This window comes from Pseudomonas sp. K8, from assembly GCF_014889455.1.
In the GTDB taxonomy this organism is placed as follows: domain Bacteria; phylum Pseudomonadota; class Gammaproteobacteria; order Pseudomonadales; family Pseudomonadaceae; genus Aquipseudomonas; species Aquipseudomonas veronii.
The window spans coordinates 38,032-57,712 of record NZ_VJWO01000029.1; the positions used below are offsets into that span (position 1 = coordinate 38,032).

Below are 19,681 nucleotides of genomic sequence, written 5' to 3' on the forward strand. Positions count from 1 at the left end.
CCGCAGCCTCAGGCAACAATCAGAGCAGCCCGGCCTGGGTCATCAACTCCACCGCTTTTTTGCTGTTGAGCTTGGAGGCGTCGACGTTCGGCGCGTCCAGCTGTGCCAGCGGGGTCAGCTTGGGGTTGGATTGCGCGCTCTGGCCCACGGCGTATTCGAACGAATTGCCGTCCTTGAGGATGGCCTGGCCCTCTTTGCCGGTGATCCATTTCAAGAACGCCTGGGCTTCTTCTTTATGTTTGCTGGAAGCCAGTACCCCGGCGCCGGAGATGCTCACAAACGCGCCAGGGTCCTGGTGCTTGAAATAGTGCAGTTGGGTGTTCTTGCTGTTTTCGCCGGTCTTGGACTCGTCGACGAAGCTGTAGTAGTGGTAGATCACGCCGCTGTCGACCTGGCCGGCGTTGACGGCCTTGAGCACGGCGCTGTTGCCACGGTAGATGGTCGCATTGGCTTTCATCGCCTTGAGCCAATCGAGGGTGGCGGCTTCGCCCTTGAGTTCCAGCACCGCGGCGACGATGGCCTGGAAGTCGGCACCGGCCGGTGAGGCAGCCCAGCGGCCTTTCCAGCTGGCCGACGCCAGGTCTATCAAGGATTTGGGCAAGTCGGCTTCTTTGAGCTTGCTGGGGTTGTACACAAACACCGTGGAGCGCGCGGCAATGCCCAGCCACTTGCCATGTGCCGGGCGGTACGCAGCGTCCACCTGTTGCAGGGTGGCCGGCGCGACCGGAGCGAACAGCCCGGCAGTGTCTACCAGCACCATGGCCGGGGAGTTTTCGGTGAGGAACACATCGGCCGGGGAGGCGGCGCCTTCCTGTACGATCTGGTTGCCCATCTCGGTGTCGTCGCCGTTACGGATGGTGACCAGAATCCCGGTTTCCTGGGTGAAGCCCTCAACCCAAGCCTTGGTCAGGCTTTCGTGCTGGGCGTTGTACACCACGATGCCGGCCGTTTCGGCGGCATACACCTGCCCGGCGCCGACCAATGCGGTGGCGATAAGGGCTTTGGTGAGGAAAGACGGTAGACGGGACGCCATACGTTGAATGCTCCGTTTTTTATGGGGACACGGGAAGCCCGTGGGTTGTCGATTGAGACTCGAACAATAGGAATCATTTGCATGTTGCAAGCGCGGCGAATGTAGAGCTGGGAATGAGAAAAAAATGTCAAATAAACAGTTAACAATTGTGAGTGGGCTTATCAAACGACGCGGTTGCAACTATGGGAGGGCGCCTTCTGTCGGTGCTCGTTCCCCGGTATTAATCGCCCCTACTTACGTAGCCGTCTCGAACGCCCCAATGGGTCGACTGTTGCATGTAACTACCTTCCGCTATTGGCCGTTTTCTGCCCGTCGCAGACCGAGGCCAGCAGGAGAGGGCTGGTGTTCCGTTATGCCTTGAAATGTTGGATTGACCGTTAGCTTTGAAGCCTGCGAACGGCTACGGTAATCGAGGTTAAGACCCTCACTTCACACGAACTGGTCGGCCGGGCGGGCCGCAGGGATGAAATGCGCTTTAATCGGACGTTAGCGTGCCCGCTTACATCGACTTGACCGAGATAACTTCCACAAATCTGAATTTTTTCTTGGCTAACTTTGTAGCTTCTTGCTCTGCAACTAGAGAACTGAGCGTATCGGCTTCATGTACGATCTCGTGCATCTTGCCTTCGAATTCATTACCCACCCTCAGTGTGACTTTCAATCTGGGAGTAAAGAATTTTGAAAGTTTCTTTTTCTTCACTACCTTTGTCTGCTCCGCGATCACGTTTTCCGGTGCAGTGTCTTGCTCATGGGTGTCGATTACTGATGCAGGGGCCTCTGGCGCACCGAATAGCGCCCGACGCATTTCTTCTTCCGTCAGCTCTGTAGTCATACCATTTCTCGAGAGGGGGGCGTGTATAGCGTTTTCGATTCTATCACTGCGGATAGCGTCGGAAATAAGAAGGCTTGACGTGGTATCTGACTTTCCACAGCCACTAAATCCGAACGTGCGTGAGTTTCTGCTCGGAGCGCGTGTTCGAATGCAGCCTTATTGACACTCATGCTTGTGTTGTCGCCGCTTCACATTTACGCTTTGCTCCGTCGCGGTCAATCCCGCGACCGGGTGTCGCAACCTGAATCGAAACCAAGGCGCGGTATGTGCCATATCGCACAGTCAGCACTTCAAGTGCTAGCTGCTGCTTTTCTATGGCGCACCGTGCAGGGCAGGCTTCGGCCTGGCCGGGTTCCTTGGTTTCCGGTTTGCGACCCCTGTACGGTGTGCCACCCATTCGTGTCGCAACGGTGGATGGCATTCCTTAATCAAACCAAGGAGATAAGGAAAATGGCATGTCCCCCTTTTAAGCTCGTGCGCCACCCCGGCCAAATGGTTCAGGCTGCAAACTATCTCGGAGGATTCCGTGATGTTTGATCTTTCGCTTCTCATTGGACTCCCCAAACCCAACAGCATCGATACTTCAGTGCTTACCCCTGAAGATGCTGCGATTAAACTGCGGCAGGCTGCCACTCTCCGGCTTAACGGAGCCCAGAGTATTCTGCTTCATTTTCCGCAAGACGTTGAGCTGGCAGTAGAGCTGTTGGATGACGCCGCGGTGTTGTACGACAGGGCGTTCCGGAATCTGACTGGCATCCCAGCTCAAAGCGTCCATCAACAGATCCATGAATATGTCTCTGTCCCGTCAGTTGAAGGAGCTCCCGCGATCCAAACTCCGTGGGGCGATGAGTTCGCTCCGGTAATCAAGGAGGGCGTTCGTTGCGCAGAGACTTGGCTCGATGGCTCATCATTACCGTTATGGTGGGCGCTGTCTCAGAACCGAAAACGTCATCGTCCAGGTGATCCACAAGAGGCATTTGAAACAGGTTTTTTACTGCGGTTGCAGCAGACGCTGATCATGCGACGTGAGGCCGTCACTTCCCAATCAACCCGCTTCGATGCCTGAGTTTGTAATTGACGTTTGAGATTTGCTTTTCCCGCCAAACCCTCCGATCAAGCGATCTTTGATCGCGCCGATCGGAGGGTTCACTCGCTTTTTTTCGAAGCCGCCGCGTTCCATCCTCCATGCTCAAATTTAATTCACACCACGCCTACTTTCACCATCAGTATTTCCCCACGATTTCCATCGAGCGCAACGTTATTCAGTGTGTGTCCGAATCTTTTCGTTGGGCATGGATGTAGGTGTGGCGACAGTGGCGACGGCGGCGACAACCCACGTATAACGTGGTCTGGGGTATGGCGACAGAAGTGGCGACAGTCGCCACTTTCTCAGCGCATTGGCCGTGACGCTTGACCGCCTTTTCCAGTGGGTATAAAAATTGGCGCACGGACCGCTGTCGTTGACAGCACCTGCCCAGGTAGCCAGAACCTTCAAGGCTACGCCACTTGGTGGTGGTTCTCCCAAAGTGCGATTAGCGTCCGGCGGCTCGCACGTTCACTCCCCAAGAGTGAAGGATGCCTACTCGACTTATCTGTCCACTGCGGCAGACGATGGACCCTCCTCGCTGCGCTGCAGCAACCTCACCTCTCGACGCACCTCGCTGCGCCAACCTGCGCCCGTCTCTTTCTTCTGGAAAGAGACGGGCGCTCGTATCACTGCTGCAATCCACGTCTTACATGGCATTGCCGCAATTCTCCTCGTGACAATCGGCGTGACAAATCAGATTCGTCACCCTCCGCAACAGCACAGGCACCGGTGCTGCAGCCTATGGAAAGGCTGCACCTGACTGACAGTCAGGCATGCCCCAGGTGTCGATGTTGTTGCCTCCTCTCACCCAGGATCTCCAGGTGCCGAACTCGTCAGTCGGCACAGCTTCCACCCGCCCGTATCTTCGGATGCGTTTAGGAGGCCAGATTCATGGGTTTATGCCCTTGCTCTCGGTCGTAATGAGCCGTTCGTTCCGCGTCAGTGAACACCTCACAGGCCGCAGGGGCCTTGATCCCTGATAACACTCAACAGCCGTGGCGGGACTACGTGAGGACTACCAGCGATGACGAGGAGACGGCCCATGCAGCAGTTAGATCCGAAGCTTGAACTACCACAACTACCTCGACCGCTGATTGAGTCGAATCCCGTGGCTCAGCCTTATCCGGTGCAGGCACTGGGTGGGATTCTTGGGCCTGCGGTCGAACGCATGGCTGAGGTTATCGGGGTGCCCCAGGCATTGGCTGCACAATCGGTGCTGGCTGCTTCGGCGCTGGCCACTCAAGGTCATGCGGGCTTACAGCTCGATGGTAGAAATTATCCGCTGTCGCTGTACCTGATCACCGTGGCCGCATCCGGCGATCGCAAAACGGCGGCAGATCGATTTGCATTGCTGCCCGCACGGCAATGGGAGCGTGAGCAGTGGCAGCGCTATCGCGAACAACTCGCCCGGTACCGTGTCGCGCAGCGACAGGCGCAGCGTATCAACCCTGGCGATCACAACCCCACAAACGGCGTATCGCTTGAAGCTGAGCCCTCAGCACCTAGGCTAATCACCACGGATCCGACTATCGAGGCCCTGATCAAGGGACTCTGCCATGACTTGCCGAGCATGGGCCTGTTCTGTGACGAGGGGGGACAATTCCTCGGTAGCAGCACCATGAGTCGGGATAACCGTTTGAAAGCGGTCACGACCTTGTCGTCACTCTGGGACGGTAGCCCGATTGATCGTGCTCGCTCTATGGCAGGCGAAAGCCTACGAGCCTATGACCGACGCCTGAGCCTGCACCTGATGCTGCAACCGTATTTGGCCATGCAGTTACTCAGTGACCCGTTACTGCAGGGGCAAGGCATTCTAGGGCGCTGCTTGATGACCTGGCCAACCAGTCTAGCCGGGCAACGTAGCTACCAGGCTGTCGACTTGTCCAAAGACGCCGTCCTCAAGCGCTATCATCACCGGCTTTCGGCTCTGTTTTATCAGCCTTGGTCACTTTCCGCTGACGGTGCCTTGCAACTGTCAAAGCTGAGCCTCAGTCCGCTGGCGCGTCGTCGCTGGATTGATTTGCATGATGCTATCGAAGCTCAACTGGGGGAGTTTGGCGAGCTAGCCAGCGTGCGGCCCAGCGGATCAAAGGCCGCCGATAACCTGCTGCGCGTCGCCGGCATTCTTGCAGTTGTGGAGGAGAGCAGCGTCGTGGAGGTCGACCATATCCAACGGGCCTCCGCTTTAGTCGGCTACTACCTCACCGAGATCCAGCGCCTGACTGAGCAGGAGCCAGTGTGTCGGGTAAAGGAAGAGGCGGACCGGTTGCTGCGATGGCTACAGGTCAAAGATTGGAAGCGTTTCAGTATTCGTGAATTGAATCGCAACGGTCCCCGTTTTGCCCGTAAGAGCAGTCGTCATACCGCCAAGCTGTTGGTCGAGTTGATTGATCATCAGTGGCTCATCACCGACGGCCACACCTTCGAGGTGCGCCATGTTCAATCTTGATGAAGCGCTGCGCAACCATCTGGCTCAGCGCCAAAAGGAGCCGAAAGCGCAATTTGTCGCCGCTACTGTCGCCACTTTGTCGCCACGCTCAAAGCCAGGCAGGGCAAGGGATGTCGCCGCTGTCGCCGGTGTCGCCACCACCCGTAAAACTATCACCTCGACGACAGCCATCATTCAGTTGTTGAAAGAGCAGGGCGTGCATCTCTACGTCACTGACAACACGCTGTGTTTTCGCCCGACTGATTGGGCTCAGTTCGCGATTGTAAGTGCGCACTGGCGAGCCCTTTTGCATGATCTCGCGGCAGTCGATCAGGAACAGAAAAATGGCTCGGGTCGGTAAGCGAGCGGGGCGCAATTTCGGCTTCGGTCGCCAGCTTAGCTATGCTGGACCGCAAGCACTGAAAGACCTGTTTGGCGACGGCCATTTTGCTACCGTCAAAGCCCATAGTGATCGCTGGCAGGCGTTCGTGCATTGGTGTCGATCCGATGAAGGACCGAGGGTCAACGACGCGCGCCAGATAGACCGCGAGATCCTCATGCGGTACGCCGTCCACGTGCGGGAGCAGGTTGATCAGGGCAACGTCGGCATTGCCACCGCGCAGAACCGACTGTCCAGCGTGAACCGAACGATGGCCGCGCTGCGCGGTGATCAGTACGTCAAAATCCCCAGTCCGAGCAAGGCGCTGGGCTTGCAGCGCTCAAGCGTGCGTAGCGAGGCACCGCAAGGCCAAGACCGCGTGCAGGTCAGGCTAATTACGCAGGCGCTGTCAGAGCGTCAGCAGGCGAGGGTGAGTGCCATTGTGCTCCTCGCTCGAGAGACTGGTATGCGCCTGCGTGAAGCGATCTTGGCCGATCTGCCCCGACTGCAACGTGAGGTTCAGCAACTGGGCAAGATCAACATCCAAGATGGCACCAAAGGTGGTCGATCAGGGGCCTCGGCACCGCGCTGGATTACGGTAACGGATCAAGTTCGCGATGCCCTGGATTGGGCCAGCGCGACCTCACCCAATGGCAGCCGGAATTTGTTGGCGCCCGACGAAAGCTACAAAGACTTTATGCGGGCAGTTGTGCGACCGGCACGGGACATCCTGCATGAGTATGGGTTGAAAGGTTTTCATGAGCTGCGGGCGGCTTACGCCTGTGAGCGCTATGAGCAACTAATCGGCTTTCCTGCACCCGTTAATGGTGGTCGTGTTCATCAAGAGGATCGAGCACTCGATCAGCAAGCCCGTAAGCAGATCAGCCACGAGTTGGGACATAACCGCATCGATGTGGTGAGTGCCTACATCGGAGGCCGGCGATGACGGCCGAGTTCGACATAGCGTTGTTCCTGCGTCCCGTGCTCAAAGGTGCACATGCCACGCAGGAGCGGCACATCAGGCAAGCAGAAAGGATGCACGAGGTGATTCGTGAACGCTGGGGTTGCACGACCCCCTGGTCCTGGAGAGAAAAGCACGTGAGATGGTTTCTGGAGCACTACCTGCGATGCTCAGCGCCGTCTACCGTTTACTATTACGAGTTAACAGCAACGATAATTCGTAGGCGGCGTGAAAGTGTTAAAGCTGACAGTCAGCTCCATTTGGATAAGTGCTCACCAAGCTGTGCCATCCCGCAGCCTAAATGGTCGACTTCAAGCTAGGCCTATCAGGACGCTCTTTACTGGGCAAGAAGCTAAGAGGCCGTAGTTTTATACGGCTCTGATATTTCCTGTTTCCAGCCCGTCAAGATGATCGGCGTACCACTGCATCATTGTCGTACGTTGCTCCAGATACTGAGCCTTGTTATAGATTCCTCGGACACCTGGCGGCTTGTGACTGAGCTGAGCTTCAATGTGGTCCGCCGGAAAACCGTGCTCGTTGAGTACGGTGCTTGCAATATGACGGAAGCCATGTCCAGTCTGTCGTCCTTCGTAACCCAGGCGCCTTAGCGCCATCAGGAAAACGGTATCGCTGCGAGGCTTGGTTCGATCGCTTCGGCCAGGGAACAGCAATGGATACGCTCCCGTAATTTTTCGTAGCTCATTGAGAGCGCTAAGTGCCTGCTTGCATAGTGGTACAAGGTGTTCACGCCCTTTCTTACGGCCTTTGCGTTCAACGGGGACCGTCCAAAGCCGTTTGTCAAAGTCGAACTCAGCCCAGCATGCCTCTCGAAGCTCGCTGGGGCGGACAGCCATGAGAGTAAGCAGTTGGAGGCCAAGCTGAACATCTTTGGCGTGAGGGTATGATCGTATTGCTCTTAGCAGTGCGGGAAGTTCTTCCAGGGAGACATGGGCGTAGTTTGCGGCCTTTCCCGATGAGAGAAATTTATGAACCCCCTCTAAGGGGTTGTTCATCGCCCTGCCGGTTACGCGAGCCAGGTCGTAAATGTCTTTGCAGTATGCCCTCACGCGACTCATCTGTTCGAGGATTCCCTGGCGTTCGAGCCCTCTCAAAAGCTCCATCCACTCCATCGACATGATGGAGATATAAGGACGTTTTCCGACAAGAGGGAACACGTGACGCTCCAAGGCTCCAAGGACTCTTTTTGCTGTGCCAACATCCCAGCCAGCCAAGCGAGACGTATGCCATTCACGAGCCAACGCTTCAAAGGTTTCGTTTGTTGCTGCTACCTCGGCAGCTTTTCTAGCTTTCTTGGCGGCTATCGGATTTTTGCCTTCTGCTGCATCCGATCTCAATTCGGCAGCTTTTTGCCGAGCAAAGGCCCCGCTGACTTCTGGGTACCCGCCAAGCCCGAGCCACGACCATTTGCCGTCGGGCTTTTTATAGCGCAACTCCCATGATTTCTGTCCGTTAGGCTTTACTCTGAAATACAGCCCCGAGCTGTCTAGCTCGCGGTAGGCTCCCGCTTCGGGAGCGAGATTGACTAGTGCGGTATCGGAGAGAGGACGGCGTTTGATATCGCTGCGTTTCATCCGTGTATGCCTCCAGTTCAATTTTTATTGAAGCATACATGGGGGCATACAGGATGTGAAGGATGTGGGTGGATCACTTTGGATGTCCAGACACAAGAAAGCCCGCACGAGGCGGGCTTCTTGAGGTGATTCATAGACTGCTGTAGACATCTATGGATCGGTACTTGGTGGCTACACAGGGACTTGAACCCCGGACCCCAGCATTATGAATGCTATGCTCTAACCAACTGAGCTATGTAGCCAAGTGGCGCGCATTATTCGCGGAGAACGACAAAGCGTCAAGCGTTTTTATTGAATTTTTATCTACGCTTTCAATTGTTTAACGAAAAGCCCTGGCTGGGCCGACGGGTGGCAGGGGGATTTGCAGGTCTTTATGGCACGCCCCGGTCTCCCACATTTGATCGGCGTTGGCTGTCAGGACGTGCGGGGCATGCAGTCGATGGAGCGGTCGACCACGGTCTTGGCCATTTCCAGCAGGTGCCACACGGCGTGGATCTTGGCGCGGTCGTGGGGGGGCAGGTGGTCGCCGCAGTCCAGCACGGTGGCCGAGGCGCTGTGGATCAGGTGGGCGATGTAGAGCTGGGCGTCTTCGAAGCTGAGGTGTTCGTTGACGGCGAGGCAGTCGACCGGGGGATCGGGGAGTGCTTTGGTCATGGTGTAGCTCCTATTGAACGAGAGAGCGACCCCCCACGCTGCTAAACGAGGGGTGGTAGCTGTACGCGGGTTAGCAGACCGGTCAATAGGAAAACCAGCGCACCCGAAGGCGCCCCACGCACAGCCACCATAAGCGGTGACATGAACCATGCGTCTATTGAAACGGGCTGCTAAACCCGATCACTGATTCCAGTGACGGATCGAAGACTAGCCAGCGGTTTCCACAGGCACAAGGCGCCGGGGATTGTCTAGGAAACATCCTTCAAATTAAAGCGATCCACCCTGCTGGCCTTTTACAAAGCGTGACCGCTACAGTCGTTAGCTCCCTAACGGGATAGCCTTGCCATGGGCAAAGGTGGCACATTGTCGCACCTGCACCTGTGCATTCCCCCGCTGTACGGAACCCTCTTATGGCTCTTAGCAATTCCCCCGCCGCCGGGCAGACCAGCCCGCTGGTCATGCGGATCATCGGCGCGGTGGCGCTGGCGCATTTGATCAATGACTTGATCCAGTCGGTGCTGCCCTCGATCTACCCGATGCTCAAGGCCAGCTATGGCCTGACGTTCACCCAGGTCGGGCTGATTACCCTGACGTTCCAGCTCACCGCGTCGCTGTTGCAGCCGTGGGTGGGTTATTACACCGACCGGCATCCTCAGCCGTTTCTGTTGCCGTGCGGGATGGTCTGCACCCTGGTGGGGATTGTGATGATGTCCCAGGTCGGCAGCTTCCCGCTGATTTTGCTGGCGGCGGCGTTGATCGGGATCGGTTCGTCGACTTTTCACCCCGAGGCGTCCCGCGTGGCGCGGCTGGCGTCGGGTGGGCGCTATGGCCTGGCGCAGTCGACGTTCCAGGTCGGCGGCAACGCGGGCTCGGCGTTCGGCCCGTTGTTGGCGGCGGCGATCATCATTCCGTTCGGCCAGGGCAATGTGGCCTGGTTCGGCCTGTTCGCGGTTTTTGCGTTGGTGCTGCTGTATGCGATCAGCCGCTGGTATCGCACGCACTTGAACCTGTTCAAGCTCAAGGCCGGTCAGGCGGCGACGCATGGCTTGTCGAAACGGCGCGTGATGGCGGCGCTGGTGGTGCTCGGGCTGCTGGTGTTTTCCAAGTATTTCTACATGGCGAGCATCACCAGTTACTTCACGTTTTACCTGATCGAGAAGTTCGACCTGTCGGTGGCCAGTTCGCAGTTGCACCTGTTTCTGTTCCTCGGCGCGGTGGCGGCGGGCACGTTCTTTGGCGGGCCGATTGGCGACCGCATCGGGCGCAAGGCGGTGATCTGGTTTTCGATCCTCGGCGCGGCGCCGTTCACGTTGTTGATGCCCCATGTGGACCTGTTCTGGACCAGCGTGCTCAGCGTGATCATCGGCTTTGTACTGGCCTCGGCGTTCTCGGCGATTGTGGTGTACGCGCAGGAGTTGGTGCCGGGCAATGTGGGGATGATCGCCGGGGTGTTCTTCGGGCTGATGTTCGGGTTTGGCGGGATCGGGGCGGCGCTGCTGGGGCACCTGGCGGACAGTCACGGCATCGAGTATGTGTACCGCTTATGCGCGTTCTTGCCGTTGTTCGGGCTGCTGGCGATCTTGCTGCCGCGCACGAAAAAGGTCTGATACGGTTGGGCAGATATCCCTCTCGCCCAACGGTTGCCAGCTAGGGCTGGACTACGGTTGCAACGGGTTGCGGGTGGCGCGCTTGAGGTGTTCGCGGGCCCGGGACAGGCGTGAACGCACGGTGCCGATGGGGATGTCCAGGGCGTCGGCGGTGTCCTGATAGCTGCCGTCGGTTTCCAGCGAGGCGTACAGGGTTTTGCGCATCTCGGTGGGCAGGTCCTTGATGGCGACCAGGGTTTTTTCCAGGCGGCGGTTGACCTCGAACTCCCAATCCAGGTTCTGGCTGTCTTCCTGGCCGTGCCACAGCGCTTCATCGAATTCGCAATGCACCGGTTTGGCGTACATGCGCCGGAAGTGGTTGCGGATCAGGTTCTGCGCAATGCCGCACATCCAGGTGCTAAGGGTTGCCTGGCCGCTGAAACGCTCCCTGCTGCGCCAGGCCTCCAGGTACGTCAACTGCAGAATATCGTCCGCATCTTCCGGGTTGAGTACGCGCTTGTGGATGAAGCGCCGGAGTTTTTTTTGCTGGTCGTCCGTCAGGTGGAGCATGAATTGAGGCGAGTCGCCAACAAAGTGAGCTAAAGCACCAATAGGGATATCCATGATTTTTTCCTCAGGGTGGGCGCGATCGAAATGGTTTCGATGGGAACCCCTTTAGCACCGGCTGTGCCAAACAGAAAAAAATCGCAACTGGTTGATTTATATAAATAAATATTTTTTGTTCTGAGGGTTTTGTGCGGTTTCTTGCAAAAGCCCAGGCGGGTTTGTGCCGGTAATTTCAAAACACCGCAGAGGGGAAATTTGTTGGAACCGTAAAGCCAGCGTTTGCCACATAGGGACACAATCTCTTTGTCCTGGCCTGCCCCATGAAAGTCGAATCGATCAACGATGTGCAACCGCTCCAACGCGTGGACCCACCCCGCGTCAGCCCTGAAAAAACAGCGGCCGCGGCGACGGGCTTCGATGAGGTTGCGCAGGTTTTCAATCAGGAAGTCGCGCTCAACAATCAAGCATTGAACCGGCGCTCGATGGGCCTGGCGGTGCCTGCCGTCGAGCAGCTCGTGCGGCTCTATGATCAGCTTGGCCATCCGGCCCAGGAGACCATCGCGTCCATGGCGCGCCGGGTGCGTTCGCAACTGGCGCACAACGTCAGCGCGGACAAGTGGCTGGCGCTGACCGGCGGCGACCCGGCGCGGGCGTTCGTGGTGCTCAAGTATGTGGCCGCGCAAGCCGAAGCCCGCGCCGCCGACGTGGCCTTGGCGCAAGAGGCGATCGATCGGTTGCAGGTGCGCTACAGGGGCGAGATCCAGGCCGGCCTGAACATTGCCGCCGTGCTGGAGCAGGCCGCCGGCGACCCACAAGAGCGCCAGGCCGTGCGTGGGCTGTATTACGCCAGTGTGGTCACGCGCCAATCCCTGACCTCGATGATGCAATCGTTGTTGGGGCTGTTCGGCGGGGACCGCTTCGCAGACGGCCTCAACGTGATGCGCCGGGCCCTGGCCGATGACATCGCCGCCCACTCGCCTTCGGTGCCCACGGCGCAGTTGCGCACGCTGCTGTTGGGGTTGCAAAGCTGCGCTCAGTTGGGCGGGGCGTTAGCCAATTGCCAGGCATTGTTGCAGCGCCTGAGCACCGATCAGGACTCGGTGAGTCTGTTGCAGCGCCTGTTGGGGTATACCGCCACGGGTGTCGATTCGGGCGAGGTATTGCGCCTGGCCGAAGACCTCGGTGGCGAGCTGGCGAGCGGCCAACTGGTGTCCCTCAACGCCCTGTACCCGGTGATCCAGCGTCTGCCGCAGACCTTGTGGCGTGACAACCGGGGGCGCCAGGAGGCGCTGCACAAATTCTTGTTGGTGATGGACGAGTTCGCGCGCGTGGAGCGGGGCAGCCCCCGCATTGCCGGCGAGTCGAGGGGGAACGCATGACGGTGCTGGCGACCATCAACGCTGCGTTGCTCAAGGTGGCGCGGCGTGCCGAAGTCTTGGGCGCGGTGGTGGTCATGGCCATTGTGTTCATCTTCATCGTGCCGTTGCCGACCTGGCTGGTGGATATTCTGATCGCGCTGAATATCTGTATTTCCTGCCTGTTGATCGTACTGGCGCTGTACCTGCCCGGGCCGTTGGCGTTCTCTTCCTTTCCTTCGATTCTGCTGCTGACCACCATGTTTCGTCTGGCGCTGTCGATTGCCACCACGCGCTTGATCCTGTTGGAGCAGGACGCGGGCGATATCGTGGAAGCGTTCGGCAACTTCGTGGTGGGCGGCAACCTGGCAGTGGGGCTGGTGATTTTCATGATCCTCACGCTCGTCAACTTCCTGGTGATTACCAAGGGCTCGGAACGGGTGGCCGAAGTGGCGGCGCGCTTCAGCCTCGACGCGATGCCGGGCAAGCAGATGTCCATCGACAGCGATCTGCGCGCCGGCTTGATCGACGGCGGCCAGGCCCGCGACAAGCGTGAACAACTGGGCCGCGAGAGTCAGTTGTTCGGCGCAATGGACGGCGCCATGAAGTTCGTCAAGGGCGATGCGATTGCCGGGCTGGTCATCGTGGTGATCAACCTGTTGGGCGGGTTTTCCACCGGCATGTTCCAGCACGGCATGAGCGCCGGCGATTCGATGGCGCTGTATTCGGTGCTGACCATCGGTGACGGCCTGATTGCGCAGATCCCCGCGCTGCTGATCTCCCTGACCGCCGGCATGATCATCACCCGTGCGGCGCCGGATGGGCGCAAGGGTGCCAATAACATGGGCGCGGAAATTGCCCGGCAGATGACCAGCGAGCCCAAGAGCTGGATGATCGCGTCGGTGGGCATGCTGGCTTTCGCCGCCTTGCCTGGCATGCCGACCGTGGTGTTCATCCTCATTTCGCTGATGACCGGCGCCCTCGGTTATTACCTGATGCGCCAACGCCAACGCGAGGAACAGCCCGAAGCCGAAGCCACCGAGGCGGTGCGCCCCGAGGACAACGGCGACGAGGATTTGCGCGGGTTCGATCCGTCGCGGCCGTACCTGTTGCAGTTCTCCCCGGTTCTGCAAGGCTCGCCCGAGGTCACGGAACTGATCCACGGGATCCGTCAGGCGCGTAACGCGATGGTGGCCCATATCGGTCTGACGCTGCCGCCGTTCGAGGTCGAACTCGATGCCTCGCTGGCCGACGATGAGATGCGTTTTTGCGTTCACGAAGTGCCGATGATCAAGGCGTCGGTGGTCACGCTCGTGGCGGTGGAGCGCAAGGCGCTGGCGTCCGAGCCGGCCCACGCGGTGCCGGGGTTGCCCGAGCGCGACGAGCAGGACTGGCTCTGGCTGCCGCCCGACGATCCGCTGCTGGATGACCCGCAGTTGGAACGCTTCAGCGCCACCAGCCTGATCATCGACCGCATGAAGCAGGCCATGATGCTCAGCGGCCCTCAGTTTCTCGGGATTCAGGAGAGCAAGGCGATCCTCGGCTGGCTTGAGCACAACCAGCCGGAGCTGGTGCAGGAGCTGCAACGGATCATGCCGCTGTCGCGCTTCTCGGCGGTGCTGCAGCGCCTCGCGGGAGAAGGCGTGCCGTTGCGTGCCGTGCGCCTGATCGTCGAGTCGCTGATCGAGTACGGCCAGCATGAACGTGAGCCGGACGCCTTGGCGGACTACGCGCGCATCGCCCTTAAATCGCAGATTTTCCACCAGTACAGCGAGGCGGACGGTCTGCATGCCTGGCTGTTGTCGCCGCAGACCGAAAACGTGCTGCGCGAGGCACTGCGCCAGACCCAGACCGGGGTGTTCTTCGCCCTCGATAACGACAGCAGCGCTTCGCTGATCAACCTGCTTAACCAAGCGTTTGCCGTGCGGCCCAAAAGCAAGCGCGTGATGTTGGTCGCCCAGGATCTGCGCAGCCCCTTGCGGACCTTGCTGCTGGAAGAGTTCAGCCATGTGCCGGTGCTGTCGTTTGCTGAGCTGGGAAGTGCCTCGAAGGTCAAGGTGCTGGGGCGCTTTGACCTGGGCCAGGACGAACTGATGCGAGGAGCGGCAGCATGAGTGCAACGTACATACCCACGCCAGGGAGGGCTTGCTGATGTTTGAACTGCGCGTGTTGGAGGGGTTGAATCAGGGCGCTGCGTTGCCGTTGTTTGGCGAGCAGTGGAGCCTGGGGTGTCACACGGACGCCGACCTGCTGCTGACCGACGCCGGGGTGGTCGAGCATCATGCGCGGCTGCGGTTGATCGACGGGTTCTGGTCGGTGCAGGCGGAAGCCGGGCTGTTGCAAAGCAGCACCGGGCAGGCGCTGGCACAGATCGCCGACCTCGCGCTCAATACGCCTTTTTCGCTGGGCAGCATTCGCCTGTGCGTCGCCTTGGCCGACCAGCCTTGGCCCCGGGCGGCGGTCGCGCAGGTCACGCCAGCCGCCGAGCCGCGCCAGGAGGCGCCGCCCGCGCTGGTGCTGTCGTCCATCCCGCCGTTTCAGCAGAAGCGCCTGATCAGCCTGGTGCTGGTGTGTGCGGTGATTATCGTGGCGGTCGGCATGGCGTCCACCGGCGAGCATGAGGCCCAGGCGTCGTTGATGCCCGTCGAGCCGCAAAAGCCCAACCTCGGTTCACCGCTCGAGGTGCGTCAGCAGTTGCTCAAGATGCTCGGCGAGCGCGAGCTGGACCATCGCGTCGGCTTGCAGGTGATCAATGGGCAGATCGCCCTCAATGGCGATGTGTCCCAGGAAGAGGTCGAACTCGTGGCGCGCATGCTCAGCCGCTTTGCTGAACAGTTCGATACCGCCGTGCCGGTGATCAGTCGTGTACGGGTACGTGACAGCATCCTGCCGTTCAAGATCTTGCAGATCGTCGGCGGGCCGAGCGGCCATGTGGTGTTGGAACACGGCGACCGTTTGTTCGTCGGCGATGAAGTGGACGGCCTGCGGCTGGTGCTGATCGACAACAGCAAGGTGGTGTTCGACGGCGCACAACGCTATGAGGTGCGCTGGTGAGCGGCACGGTGCAGGAGCGTCTCGACGCGTGGCAATTGATTCAGTCCCAGGGCCTGGCCCGTTTCGCGCCGGTGTCGATGCGCGGGCGTATCCAGCGTGTCAACGGCATGCTGTTGCAGTGCCGGCTGCCCCAGGCGCGTATCGGTGATCTGTGCCAGGTCGAAAAAAAGCCTGGCGATTACATGCTGGCCGAAATCATCGGGTTCGATCAGCAGGATGCGGTGCTCAGTGCCCTGGGCAATCTGGAGGGGGTGCGTGTCGGCGCCGCTGTGGAGCGCCTGGGGGTGCCGCACCGGGTGCGGGTCAGCGACGAGCTGTTGGGCCAGGTGCTGGATGGTTTTGGTCGGCCGATTGCCGGCGAGGGCCCCAGTGCGTTCGTCGAGGCCGATACGCCCGACGCGACCACGGTGTTGTGCGAGGCGCCATTGCCCACGGAGCGCCCGCGCATCAGTCGTGCGTTGGCCACCGGCGTGCGCTCGATCGATGGCTTGATGACGTTGGGCGAGGGCCAGCGCGTCGGGCTGTTCGCCGGCGCCGGTTGCGGCAAAACCACGTTGTTGGCCGAGATCGCCCGTAACGTGGAATGCGATGTGATTGTGTTCGGCCTGATCGGTGAACGGGGCCGCGAATTGCGCGAGTTCCTCGATCACGAACTGGATGACCAGTTGCGTGCCAAGGCCGTGCTGGTGTGCGCCACGTCCGACCGCTCCAGCATGGAGCGCGCGCGTGCCGCGTTCACGGCGACGGCGCTGGCCGAAGGTTTCCGGCGCAAGGGCAAGCGGGTGTTGTTGCTGATCGACTCGTTGACCCGTTTCGCCAGGGCCCAGCGTGAAATCGGCCTGGCCGCCGGCGAACCGTTGGGCCGCGGTGGTTTGCCGCCGTCGGTGTACAGCTTGTTGCCGCGCTTGGTGGAGCGCGCCGGGTTGACGCGCGAAGGCGTGATCACCGCGATCTACACCGTGCTGATCGAGCAGGACTCGATGAGCGATCCGGTGGCCGATGAAGTTCGCTCGCTGCTCGACGGCCATATCGTGCTGTCTCGCAAGCTGGCCGAGCGGGGCCACTACCCGGCCGTGGATGTGCTGGCCAGCCTTTCGCGAATTTTGAGCAACGTTGCCGAGCCTGGGCACATCCAGTCGGGCACGGCGTTGCGCCGCCTGTTGTCGGCTTACCAGCAGATCGAGTTGATGCTCAAGTTGGGCGAGTACCAGCCCGGCAACGATGCGCTGACCGATCTGGCCGTGGACAGCCGCCAGGCGGTGGATGACTTCCTGCGCCAGGACCTGCGTGAACCCTCGCCCATCGCCTCGACCCTGGATCACCTGATGGAGCTGACTGCCTATGTCCCTTTCTGACGTATTGCCGAGTGACATCGACACCTTGCGGCGCTTGCGTCGATACCGCGCAGACCGCGCCGAGCGGGCGCTGCGCGAGGCCAAGCGGGCGCATCAAACGCTGGTCGCGCATATCCAGCAGGCCCAGGAGACGCTGGAGCAAACGCGCCAGGAAGAGGCCCGGCAATGCGCGCAACTGTTGAGTGAACACCAGGGCCAGGTGGTGACCTTCAAGGCGCTGAAAACCTGGAGCGCCAAGGAGCAGCACTTGTCGGCCGGCACCCGCCGCGAAGAAAGCCAGTTGAAGACCCTGCAAGGGCAACGCGAAGAGCAGGCGGTGCAGGTCGGCAGTGCGCAAAAGCACGTGACCTTGTGTCTGCGTCAGGTGGAAAAAATCCAAGAACTCTCCCATTTACTCGCGCAGGAACCGCTATGAACCACGTTTCAGTCAACCCGTCTGAGCGCCAGTACCCGCTTGAGTTCTGGGGCGACCGTGTGCCGGCAATCGACGCGCTGGCGCCTTGGGAGCCACGACTGTTTGCCCAGTTGTTGAATGATGACAGCGACGACGCGAGCCAATGGCAGTTCCTGGCCGGAATCAAGGCTTCGGGGGAAACCGCCAGGGTCGATGCGTTGAGCGAGCAATTGGTTTCGCGGATGGACGGCGTGTCGCAGTGGCCGCTGACGGCGGTCTTGTATTTGCCGCACCTGGGGCGGATCGACAGCAGCATCGGCCGAGAGCAGGGCGCCTGGAGGGTCGAGTTGCGCGCCGAGCGAGAGGGCACGACGCGCTGGCTCAGCGGGGTACGGCAACAGTTCGAGCAAAGGCTCGCCGCGAGCCTGGCACGGCCGGTCAGCGTGCATTTGGCACATACGGCGCTGGCATGATGATGCCCTCCCTGGCGTTACCCACGGTCAAGGGCAATGTGGCGGCGGCCCGGCAACGCTTGGGGCGCGGATTGCGCATGTCGTACCAGGTTGGCGAGCTGCGCGGAGAGTTGCGGCTGGAGCCCGGGGCGGCCCCCATGGGCGTCCAGCCGCTCTGTTTCGAAACAGCCTGCGGCGTATTGGGGTTCAGTGAGCCGGGGCCGCAATTCAGCTTGCTGGGCGAATGCCCGGTGACGTTGGCGCAGGCGGGCAACGATCCGGACTCCTGGTTCTGGGCCCTGTTTCAACATCATTTGAGTGCCCAGGTGCGGGCGCTGTTGGGGCATCTGCGGCTATTGCCCTCTGCCCGGCCGTTGAACTTCGGTTGCCGGTTGTGCGTGACGCTCGGCGCTTCCCACGTGGTGGGCTATCTGTGGCTGTCGACCGAGAGCTTTCTGGCGTTGTGCGAGGCGGGGCCGTGGCGCCGCATGGCCAGCCCGATGCCGACGCGTTTTCAGTTGGCGCTGCCCGTGACGATCGGGCGCCTGCGCGTGCCCCTCAGCCAATTGCGCGGCCTGCGCGCCGGCGATGTGCTGATGTTCGAGCAGGTGTATTTCCAAGCCCATGGCAACGGCCATGTGCAGGTCGGCAGGCAACGCCTGTGCGTGTTTATTGATGATGAATCCGGGCCTGTCTGCCTGACCCTTACTTCGATCGAGGAAGCGCCTTTGGAAGAGGATTTCGCAACACCGCCCTATGCAGGGCATGAAGACGACACGCCGGTGGTGGATGTCTTCGGGCATGAACCGTTCGACGAACTGAGCATGGCGCTCAATGTGCGATGCGGCACGCTCAACCTGACCCTCGGCGAGCTGCGCAACCTGGCGCCCGGTGCGGTGCTGGGCATTTCCGGGTATGCGCCGGGCATGGCCGGGTTGTATTACGGCGACCGCCCGCTGGGCGTGGGGCAATTAGTGGAGGTGGACGGTCGCCTGGGGTTGCAGATGTCTCGTGTGATTTTTTCCCGATGAGTTTTCAAGGCGTAGACCCGATTGTCCTGGCCGTGTTCGTGGGGGCCTTGTCGTTGATGCCCATGCTGTTGATCGTCTGCACCGCGTTCTTGAAGATCGTGATTGTGCTGATGATCACCCGCAACGCGATCGGTGTGCAGCAGGTGCCGCCCAGCATGGCCATCAACGGCATCGCATTGGCGGCGACGCTGTTCATCATGGCGCCGGTGGGCTATGAGATCGCGGAGGTCGTCAAGGTATCGCCCCTGGACTTGAGCAACGTGAGCACGCTGCAACAGACCGGGCTTGAGGCGGTGCAGCCGTTGCGGACGTTCATGGTGCGTAACAGTGACCCGGACATCCTCACCCACCTGCTGGAAAACACCGCGCGCATGTGGCCGCCGGCCATGGCGCAGGAGGTCCAGCGCGAAGACCTGATCCTGCTGATCCCGGCGTATGTGTTGTCGCAGTTGCAGGCGGGGTTCGAGATCGGCTTCTTGATCTACATCCCCTTTATCGTGATCGACCTGATTGTCTCCAACCTGCTGCTGGCGCTGGGGATGCAAATGGTTTCGCCCATGACCATTTCCCTGCCGCTCAAATTACTGCTGTTTGTGATGGTGTCCGGCTGGTCGCGGCTGCTGGACAGCCTGTTCCTTTCCTATCTCTGAGCTGCCTATGGAACCGATCGTACTGTTCAAACAGGGCATGCTGCTGGTGGTGGTGCTGACGGCGCCGCCGCTGATTGTCGCGGTGATCGTGGGCGTCCTGACGTCACTGATCCAGGCGCTGATGCAGATACAAGACCAGACGCTGCCTTTCGGCGTCAAGCTGGTCGCCGTTGGCGTCACGTTGGTGGTGACCGGGCGTTGGATTGGCCTGGAGTTGGTCCAGTTGATCAACCTGACGTTCGACATGATCGCCCGTTCGGCCTTGAATTGA

The 19,681-nt window shown here is 60.1% G+C and carries 21 protein-coding genes and 1 tRNA gene; 15 read left to right on the forward strand and 7 right to left on the reverse strand.

Translation table 11 applies throughout. From position 1 onward, the window contains the following. Nucleotides 1-19: 19 nt before the first annotated feature. Both INT12_RS19125 and INT12_RS19130 read right to left on the reverse strand, forming a co-directional pair. The gene (locus INT12_RS19125; RefSeq protein WP_193040032.1) at nucleotides 20-1,033 is read right to left on the reverse strand and encodes an iron ABC transporter substrate-binding protein; all 1,014 of its coding nucleotides are present in this window, start codon (nucleotides 1,031-1,033) and stop codon (nucleotides 20-22) included. Between the two features lie 499 nt (nucleotides 1,034-1,532). Further along, nucleotides 1,533-1,865 carry a hypothetical protein gene (locus tag INT12_RS19130; RefSeq protein WP_169881893.1) on the reverse strand — a complete coding sequence of 111 codons (333 nt, stop codon included), beginning with the start codon at nucleotides 1,863-1,865 and terminating at the stop codon, nucleotides 1,533-1,535. 529 nt (nucleotides 1,866-2,394) lie between these two features. Between INT12_RS19130 and INT12_RS19135 the strand changes: the two genes are divergently transcribed. From INT12_RS19135 to INT12_RS31345, 5 genes are all read left to right on the forward strand, one after another. Next, on the forward strand, nucleotides 2,395-2,931 hold the full coding sequence (locus tag INT12_RS19135) for a LasR-specific antiactivator QslA (protein WP_193041217.1): 537 nt from the start codon (nucleotides 2,395-2,397) through the stop codon (nucleotides 2,929-2,931). Between the two features lie 1,063 nt (nucleotides 2,932-3,994). Continuing rightward, on the forward strand, nucleotides 3,995-5,401 hold the full coding sequence (locus tag INT12_RS19140; RefSeq protein ID WP_193041046.1) for a YfjI family protein: 1,407 nt from the start codon (nucleotides 3,995-3,997) through the stop codon (nucleotides 5,399-5,401). Beyond that, nucleotides 5,388-5,741 (forward strand): hypothetical protein, encoded by a 354-nt coding sequence (locus INT12_RS19145; RefSeq protein ID WP_193041045.1) that lies wholly within the window; start codon nucleotides 5,388-5,390, stop codon nucleotides 5,739-5,741. The genes INT12_RS19140 and INT12_RS19145 overlap by 14 nt, the downstream gene beginning before the upstream one ends. After that, nucleotides 5,725-6,705, forward strand: a complete 981-nt coding sequence (locus INT12_RS19150) for an integrase domain-containing protein (protein WP_193041044.1) — start codon at nucleotides 5,725-5,727, stop codon at nucleotides 6,703-6,705. Before INT12_RS19145 ends, INT12_RS19150 begins: the two co-directional genes overlap by 17 nt. Further along, entirely contained in the window at nucleotides 6,702-7,040 is a 339-nt protein-coding gene (locus INT12_RS31345) for a hypothetical protein (RefSeq protein ID WP_226926246.1), read from the forward strand. Before INT12_RS19150 ends, INT12_RS31345 begins: the two co-directional genes overlap by 4 nt. A 48-nt stretch (nucleotides 7,041-7,088) precedes the next feature. Here the strand turns inward: INT12_RS31345 and INT12_RS19155 are convergent, their stop codons facing one another. The 3 genes from INT12_RS19155 to INT12_RS19165 form a co-directional block, all read right to left on the reverse strand. After that, nucleotides 7,089-8,312 carry a tyrosine-type recombinase/integrase gene (locus tag INT12_RS19155; RefSeq protein ID WP_193041043.1) on the reverse strand — a complete coding sequence of 408 codons (1,224 nt, stop codon included), beginning with the start codon at nucleotides 8,310-8,312 and terminating at the stop codon, nucleotides 7,089-7,091. Between the two features lie 165 nt (nucleotides 8,313-8,477). Beyond that, a tRNA-Met gene (locus INT12_RS19160) sits at nucleotides 8,478-8,554 on the reverse strand. A 172-nt stretch (nucleotides 8,555-8,726) separates the two neighbouring features. Next, on the reverse strand, nucleotides 8,727-8,966 hold the full coding sequence (locus INT12_RS19165; RefSeq protein WP_017844433.1) for a hypothetical protein: 240 nt from the start codon (nucleotides 8,964-8,966) through the stop codon (nucleotides 8,727-8,729). Between the two features lie 410 nt (nucleotides 8,967-9,376). Here INT12_RS19165 and INT12_RS19170 point away from each other — a divergent pair, with 410 nt between their 5' ends. Then, nucleotides 9,377-10,573: an MFS transporter gene (locus INT12_RS19170; protein ID WP_046384781.1), complete on the forward strand. Its 1,197-nt coding sequence runs from the start codon at nucleotides 9,377-9,379 to the stop codon at nucleotides 10,571-10,573. Between the two features lie 51 nt (nucleotides 10,574-10,624). On the opposite strand, the gene INT12_RS19175 is transcribed toward INT12_RS19170, so the two are convergent. Both INT12_RS19175 and INT12_RS31350 read right to left on the reverse strand, forming a co-directional pair. Further along, entirely contained in the window at nucleotides 10,625-11,176 is a 552-nt protein-coding gene (locus INT12_RS19175; protein WP_026139726.1) for an RNA polymerase sigma factor, read from the reverse strand. Beyond that, nucleotides 11,152-11,661, reverse strand: a complete 510-nt coding sequence (locus tag INT12_RS31350; RefSeq protein WP_226926253.1) for a hypothetical protein — start codon at nucleotides 11,659-11,661, stop codon at nucleotides 11,152-11,154. The genes INT12_RS19175 and INT12_RS31350 overlap by 25 nt, the downstream gene beginning before the upstream one ends. On the opposite strand from INT12_RS31350, the gene INT12_RS19180 reads away from it, so the two are divergent. The 9 genes from INT12_RS19180 to sctS are packed head-to-tail and all read left to right on the forward strand — an operon-like array spanning nucleotide 11,635 to nucleotide 19,681. Next, nucleotides 11,635-12,498: a TyeA family type III secretion system gatekeeper subunit gene (locus INT12_RS19180; protein WP_231589991.1), complete on the forward strand. Its 864-nt coding sequence runs from the start codon at nucleotides 11,635-11,637 to the stop codon at nucleotides 12,496-12,498. The two genes, INT12_RS31350 and INT12_RS19180, sit on opposite strands and share 27 nt — an antisense overlap. Next, nucleotides 12,495-14,588 (forward strand): type III secretion system export apparatus subunit SctV, encoded by a 2,094-nt coding sequence (gene sctV, locus INT12_RS19185; protein WP_017844429.1) that lies wholly within the window; start codon nucleotides 12,495-12,497, stop codon nucleotides 14,586-14,588. The genes INT12_RS19180 and sctV overlap by 4 nt, the downstream gene beginning before the upstream one ends. A gap of 37 nt (nucleotides 14,589-14,625) precedes the next feature. After that, on the forward strand, nucleotides 14,626-15,528 hold the full coding sequence (locus INT12_RS19190; protein WP_046384779.1) for an FHA domain-containing protein: 903 nt from the start codon (nucleotides 14,626-14,628) through the stop codon (nucleotides 15,526-15,528). Continuing rightward, nucleotides 15,525-16,883, forward strand: coding sequence for a FliI/YscN family ATPase (locus INT12_RS19195; protein WP_017844427.1), 1,359 nt, complete (start codon nucleotides 15,525-15,527; stop codon nucleotides 16,881-16,883). Before INT12_RS19190 ends, INT12_RS19195 begins: the two co-directional genes overlap by 4 nt. Next, nucleotides 16,870-17,298 carry a type III secretion system stalk subunit SctO gene (sctO, locus tag INT12_RS19200; protein ID WP_126588920.1) on the forward strand — a complete coding sequence of 143 codons (429 nt, stop codon included), beginning with the start codon at nucleotides 16,870-16,872 and terminating at the stop codon, nucleotides 17,296-17,298. The genes INT12_RS19195 and sctO overlap by 14 nt, the downstream gene beginning before the upstream one ends. Next, nucleotides 17,295-17,750, forward strand: coding sequence for a type III secretion system HrpP C-terminal domain-containing protein (locus INT12_RS19205; protein WP_017844425.1), 456 nt, complete (start codon nucleotides 17,295-17,297; stop codon nucleotides 17,748-17,750). The genes sctO and INT12_RS19205 overlap by 4 nt, the downstream gene beginning before the upstream one ends. Beyond that, a complete protein-coding gene (locus tag INT12_RS19210; protein WP_046384775.1) occupies nucleotides 17,747-18,760 on the forward strand; it encodes a FliM/FliN family flagellar motor switch protein in 1,014 nt (337 codons plus the stop codon). Before INT12_RS19205 ends, INT12_RS19210 begins: the two co-directional genes overlap by 4 nt. Next, nucleotides 18,757-19,410 (forward strand): type III secretion system export apparatus subunit SctR, encoded by a 654-nt coding sequence (gene sctR, locus INT12_RS19215; RefSeq protein ID WP_046384774.1) that lies wholly within the window; start codon nucleotides 18,757-18,759, stop codon nucleotides 19,408-19,410. Before INT12_RS19210 ends, sctR begins: the two co-directional genes overlap by 4 nt. 7 nt (nucleotides 19,411-19,417) lie before the next feature. Continuing rightward, complete coding sequence (gene sctS, locus INT12_RS19220; RefSeq protein ID WP_017844422.1) at nucleotides 19,418-19,681, forward strand: type III secretion system export apparatus subunit SctS; 264 nt, start codon at nucleotides 19,418-19,420, stop codon at nucleotides 19,679-19,681.

What these genes read in the sequence shown, in the direction of transcription:
- INT12_RS19150 (WP_193041044.1), top strand. Translation starts at nt 5,725, where the DNA reads ATGGCTCGGGTCGGTAAGCGAGCGGGGCGCAATTTCGGCTTCGGTCGC.
- sctO (WP_126588920.1), top strand. Translation starts at nt 16,870, where the DNA reads ATGTCCCTTTCTGACGTATTGCCGAGTGACATCGACACCTTGCGGCGC.
- INT12_RS19135 (WP_193041217.1), top strand. Translation starts at nt 2,395, where the DNA reads ATGTTTGATCTTTCGCTTCTCATTGGACTCCCCAAACCCAACAGCATC.
- INT12_RS19210 (WP_046384775.1), top strand. Translation starts at nt 17,747, where the DNA reads ATGATGATGCCCTCCCTGGCGTTACCCACGGTCAAGGGCAATGTGGCG.
- INT12_RS19190 (WP_046384779.1), top strand. Translation starts at nt 14,626, where the DNA reads ATGTTTGAACTGCGCGTGTTGGAGGGGTTGAATCAGGGCGCTGCGTTG.
- INT12_RS19205 (WP_017844425.1), top strand. Translation starts at nt 17,295, where the DNA reads ATGAACCACGTTTCAGTCAACCCGTCTGAGCGCCAGTACCCGCTTGAG.
- sctR (WP_046384774.1), top strand. Translation starts at nt 18,757, where the DNA reads ATGAGTTTTCAAGGCGTAGACCCGATTGTCCTGGCCGTGTTCGTGGGG.
- INT12_RS19175 (WP_026139726.1), bottom strand. Translation starts at nt 11,176, where the DNA reads ATGGATATCCCTATTGGTGCTTTAGCTCACTTTGTTGGCGACTCGCCT.
- INT12_RS19165 (WP_017844433.1), bottom strand. Translation starts at nt 8,966, where the DNA reads ATGACCAAAGCACTCCCCGATCCCCCGGTCGACTGCCTCGCCGTCAAC.
- INT12_RS19130 (WP_169881893.1), bottom strand. Translation starts at nt 1,865, where the DNA reads ATGACTACAGAGCTGACGGAAGAAGAAATGCGTCGGGCGCTATTCGGT.
- INT12_RS19140 (WP_193041046.1), top strand. Translation starts at nt 3,995, where the DNA reads ATGCAGCAGTTAGATCCGAAGCTTGAACTACCACAACTACCTCGACCG.
- INT12_RS19145 (WP_193041045.1), top strand. Translation starts at nt 5,388, where the DNA reads ATGTTCAATCTTGATGAAGCGCTGCGCAACCATCTGGCTCAGCGCCAA.
- INT12_RS19125 (WP_193040032.1), bottom strand. Translation starts at nt 1,033, where the DNA reads ATGGCGTCCCGTCTACCGTCTTTCCTCACCAAAGCCCTTATCGCCACC.
- INT12_RS19170 (WP_046384781.1), top strand. Translation starts at nt 9,377, where the DNA reads ATGGCTCTTAGCAATTCCCCCGCCGCCGGGCAGACCAGCCCGCTGGTC.
- INT12_RS31345 (WP_226926246.1), top strand. Translation starts at nt 6,702, where the DNA reads ATGACGGCCGAGTTCGACATAGCGTTGTTCCTGCGTCCCGTGCTCAAA.
- sctV (WP_017844429.1), top strand. Translation starts at nt 12,495, where the DNA reads ATGACGGTGCTGGCGACCATCAACGCTGCGTTGCTCAAGGTGGCGCGG.
- INT12_RS31350 (WP_226926253.1), bottom strand. Translation starts at nt 11,661, where the DNA reads ATGGCCAAGCTGATCATAGAGCCGCACGAGCTGCTCGACGGCAGGCAC.
- INT12_RS19155 (WP_193041043.1), bottom strand. Translation starts at nt 8,312, where the DNA reads ATGAAACGCAGCGATATCAAACGCCGTCCTCTCTCCGATACCGCACTA.
- sctS (WP_017844422.1), top strand. Translation starts at nt 19,418, where the DNA reads ATGGAACCGATCGTACTGTTCAAACAGGGCATGCTGCTGGTGGTGGTG.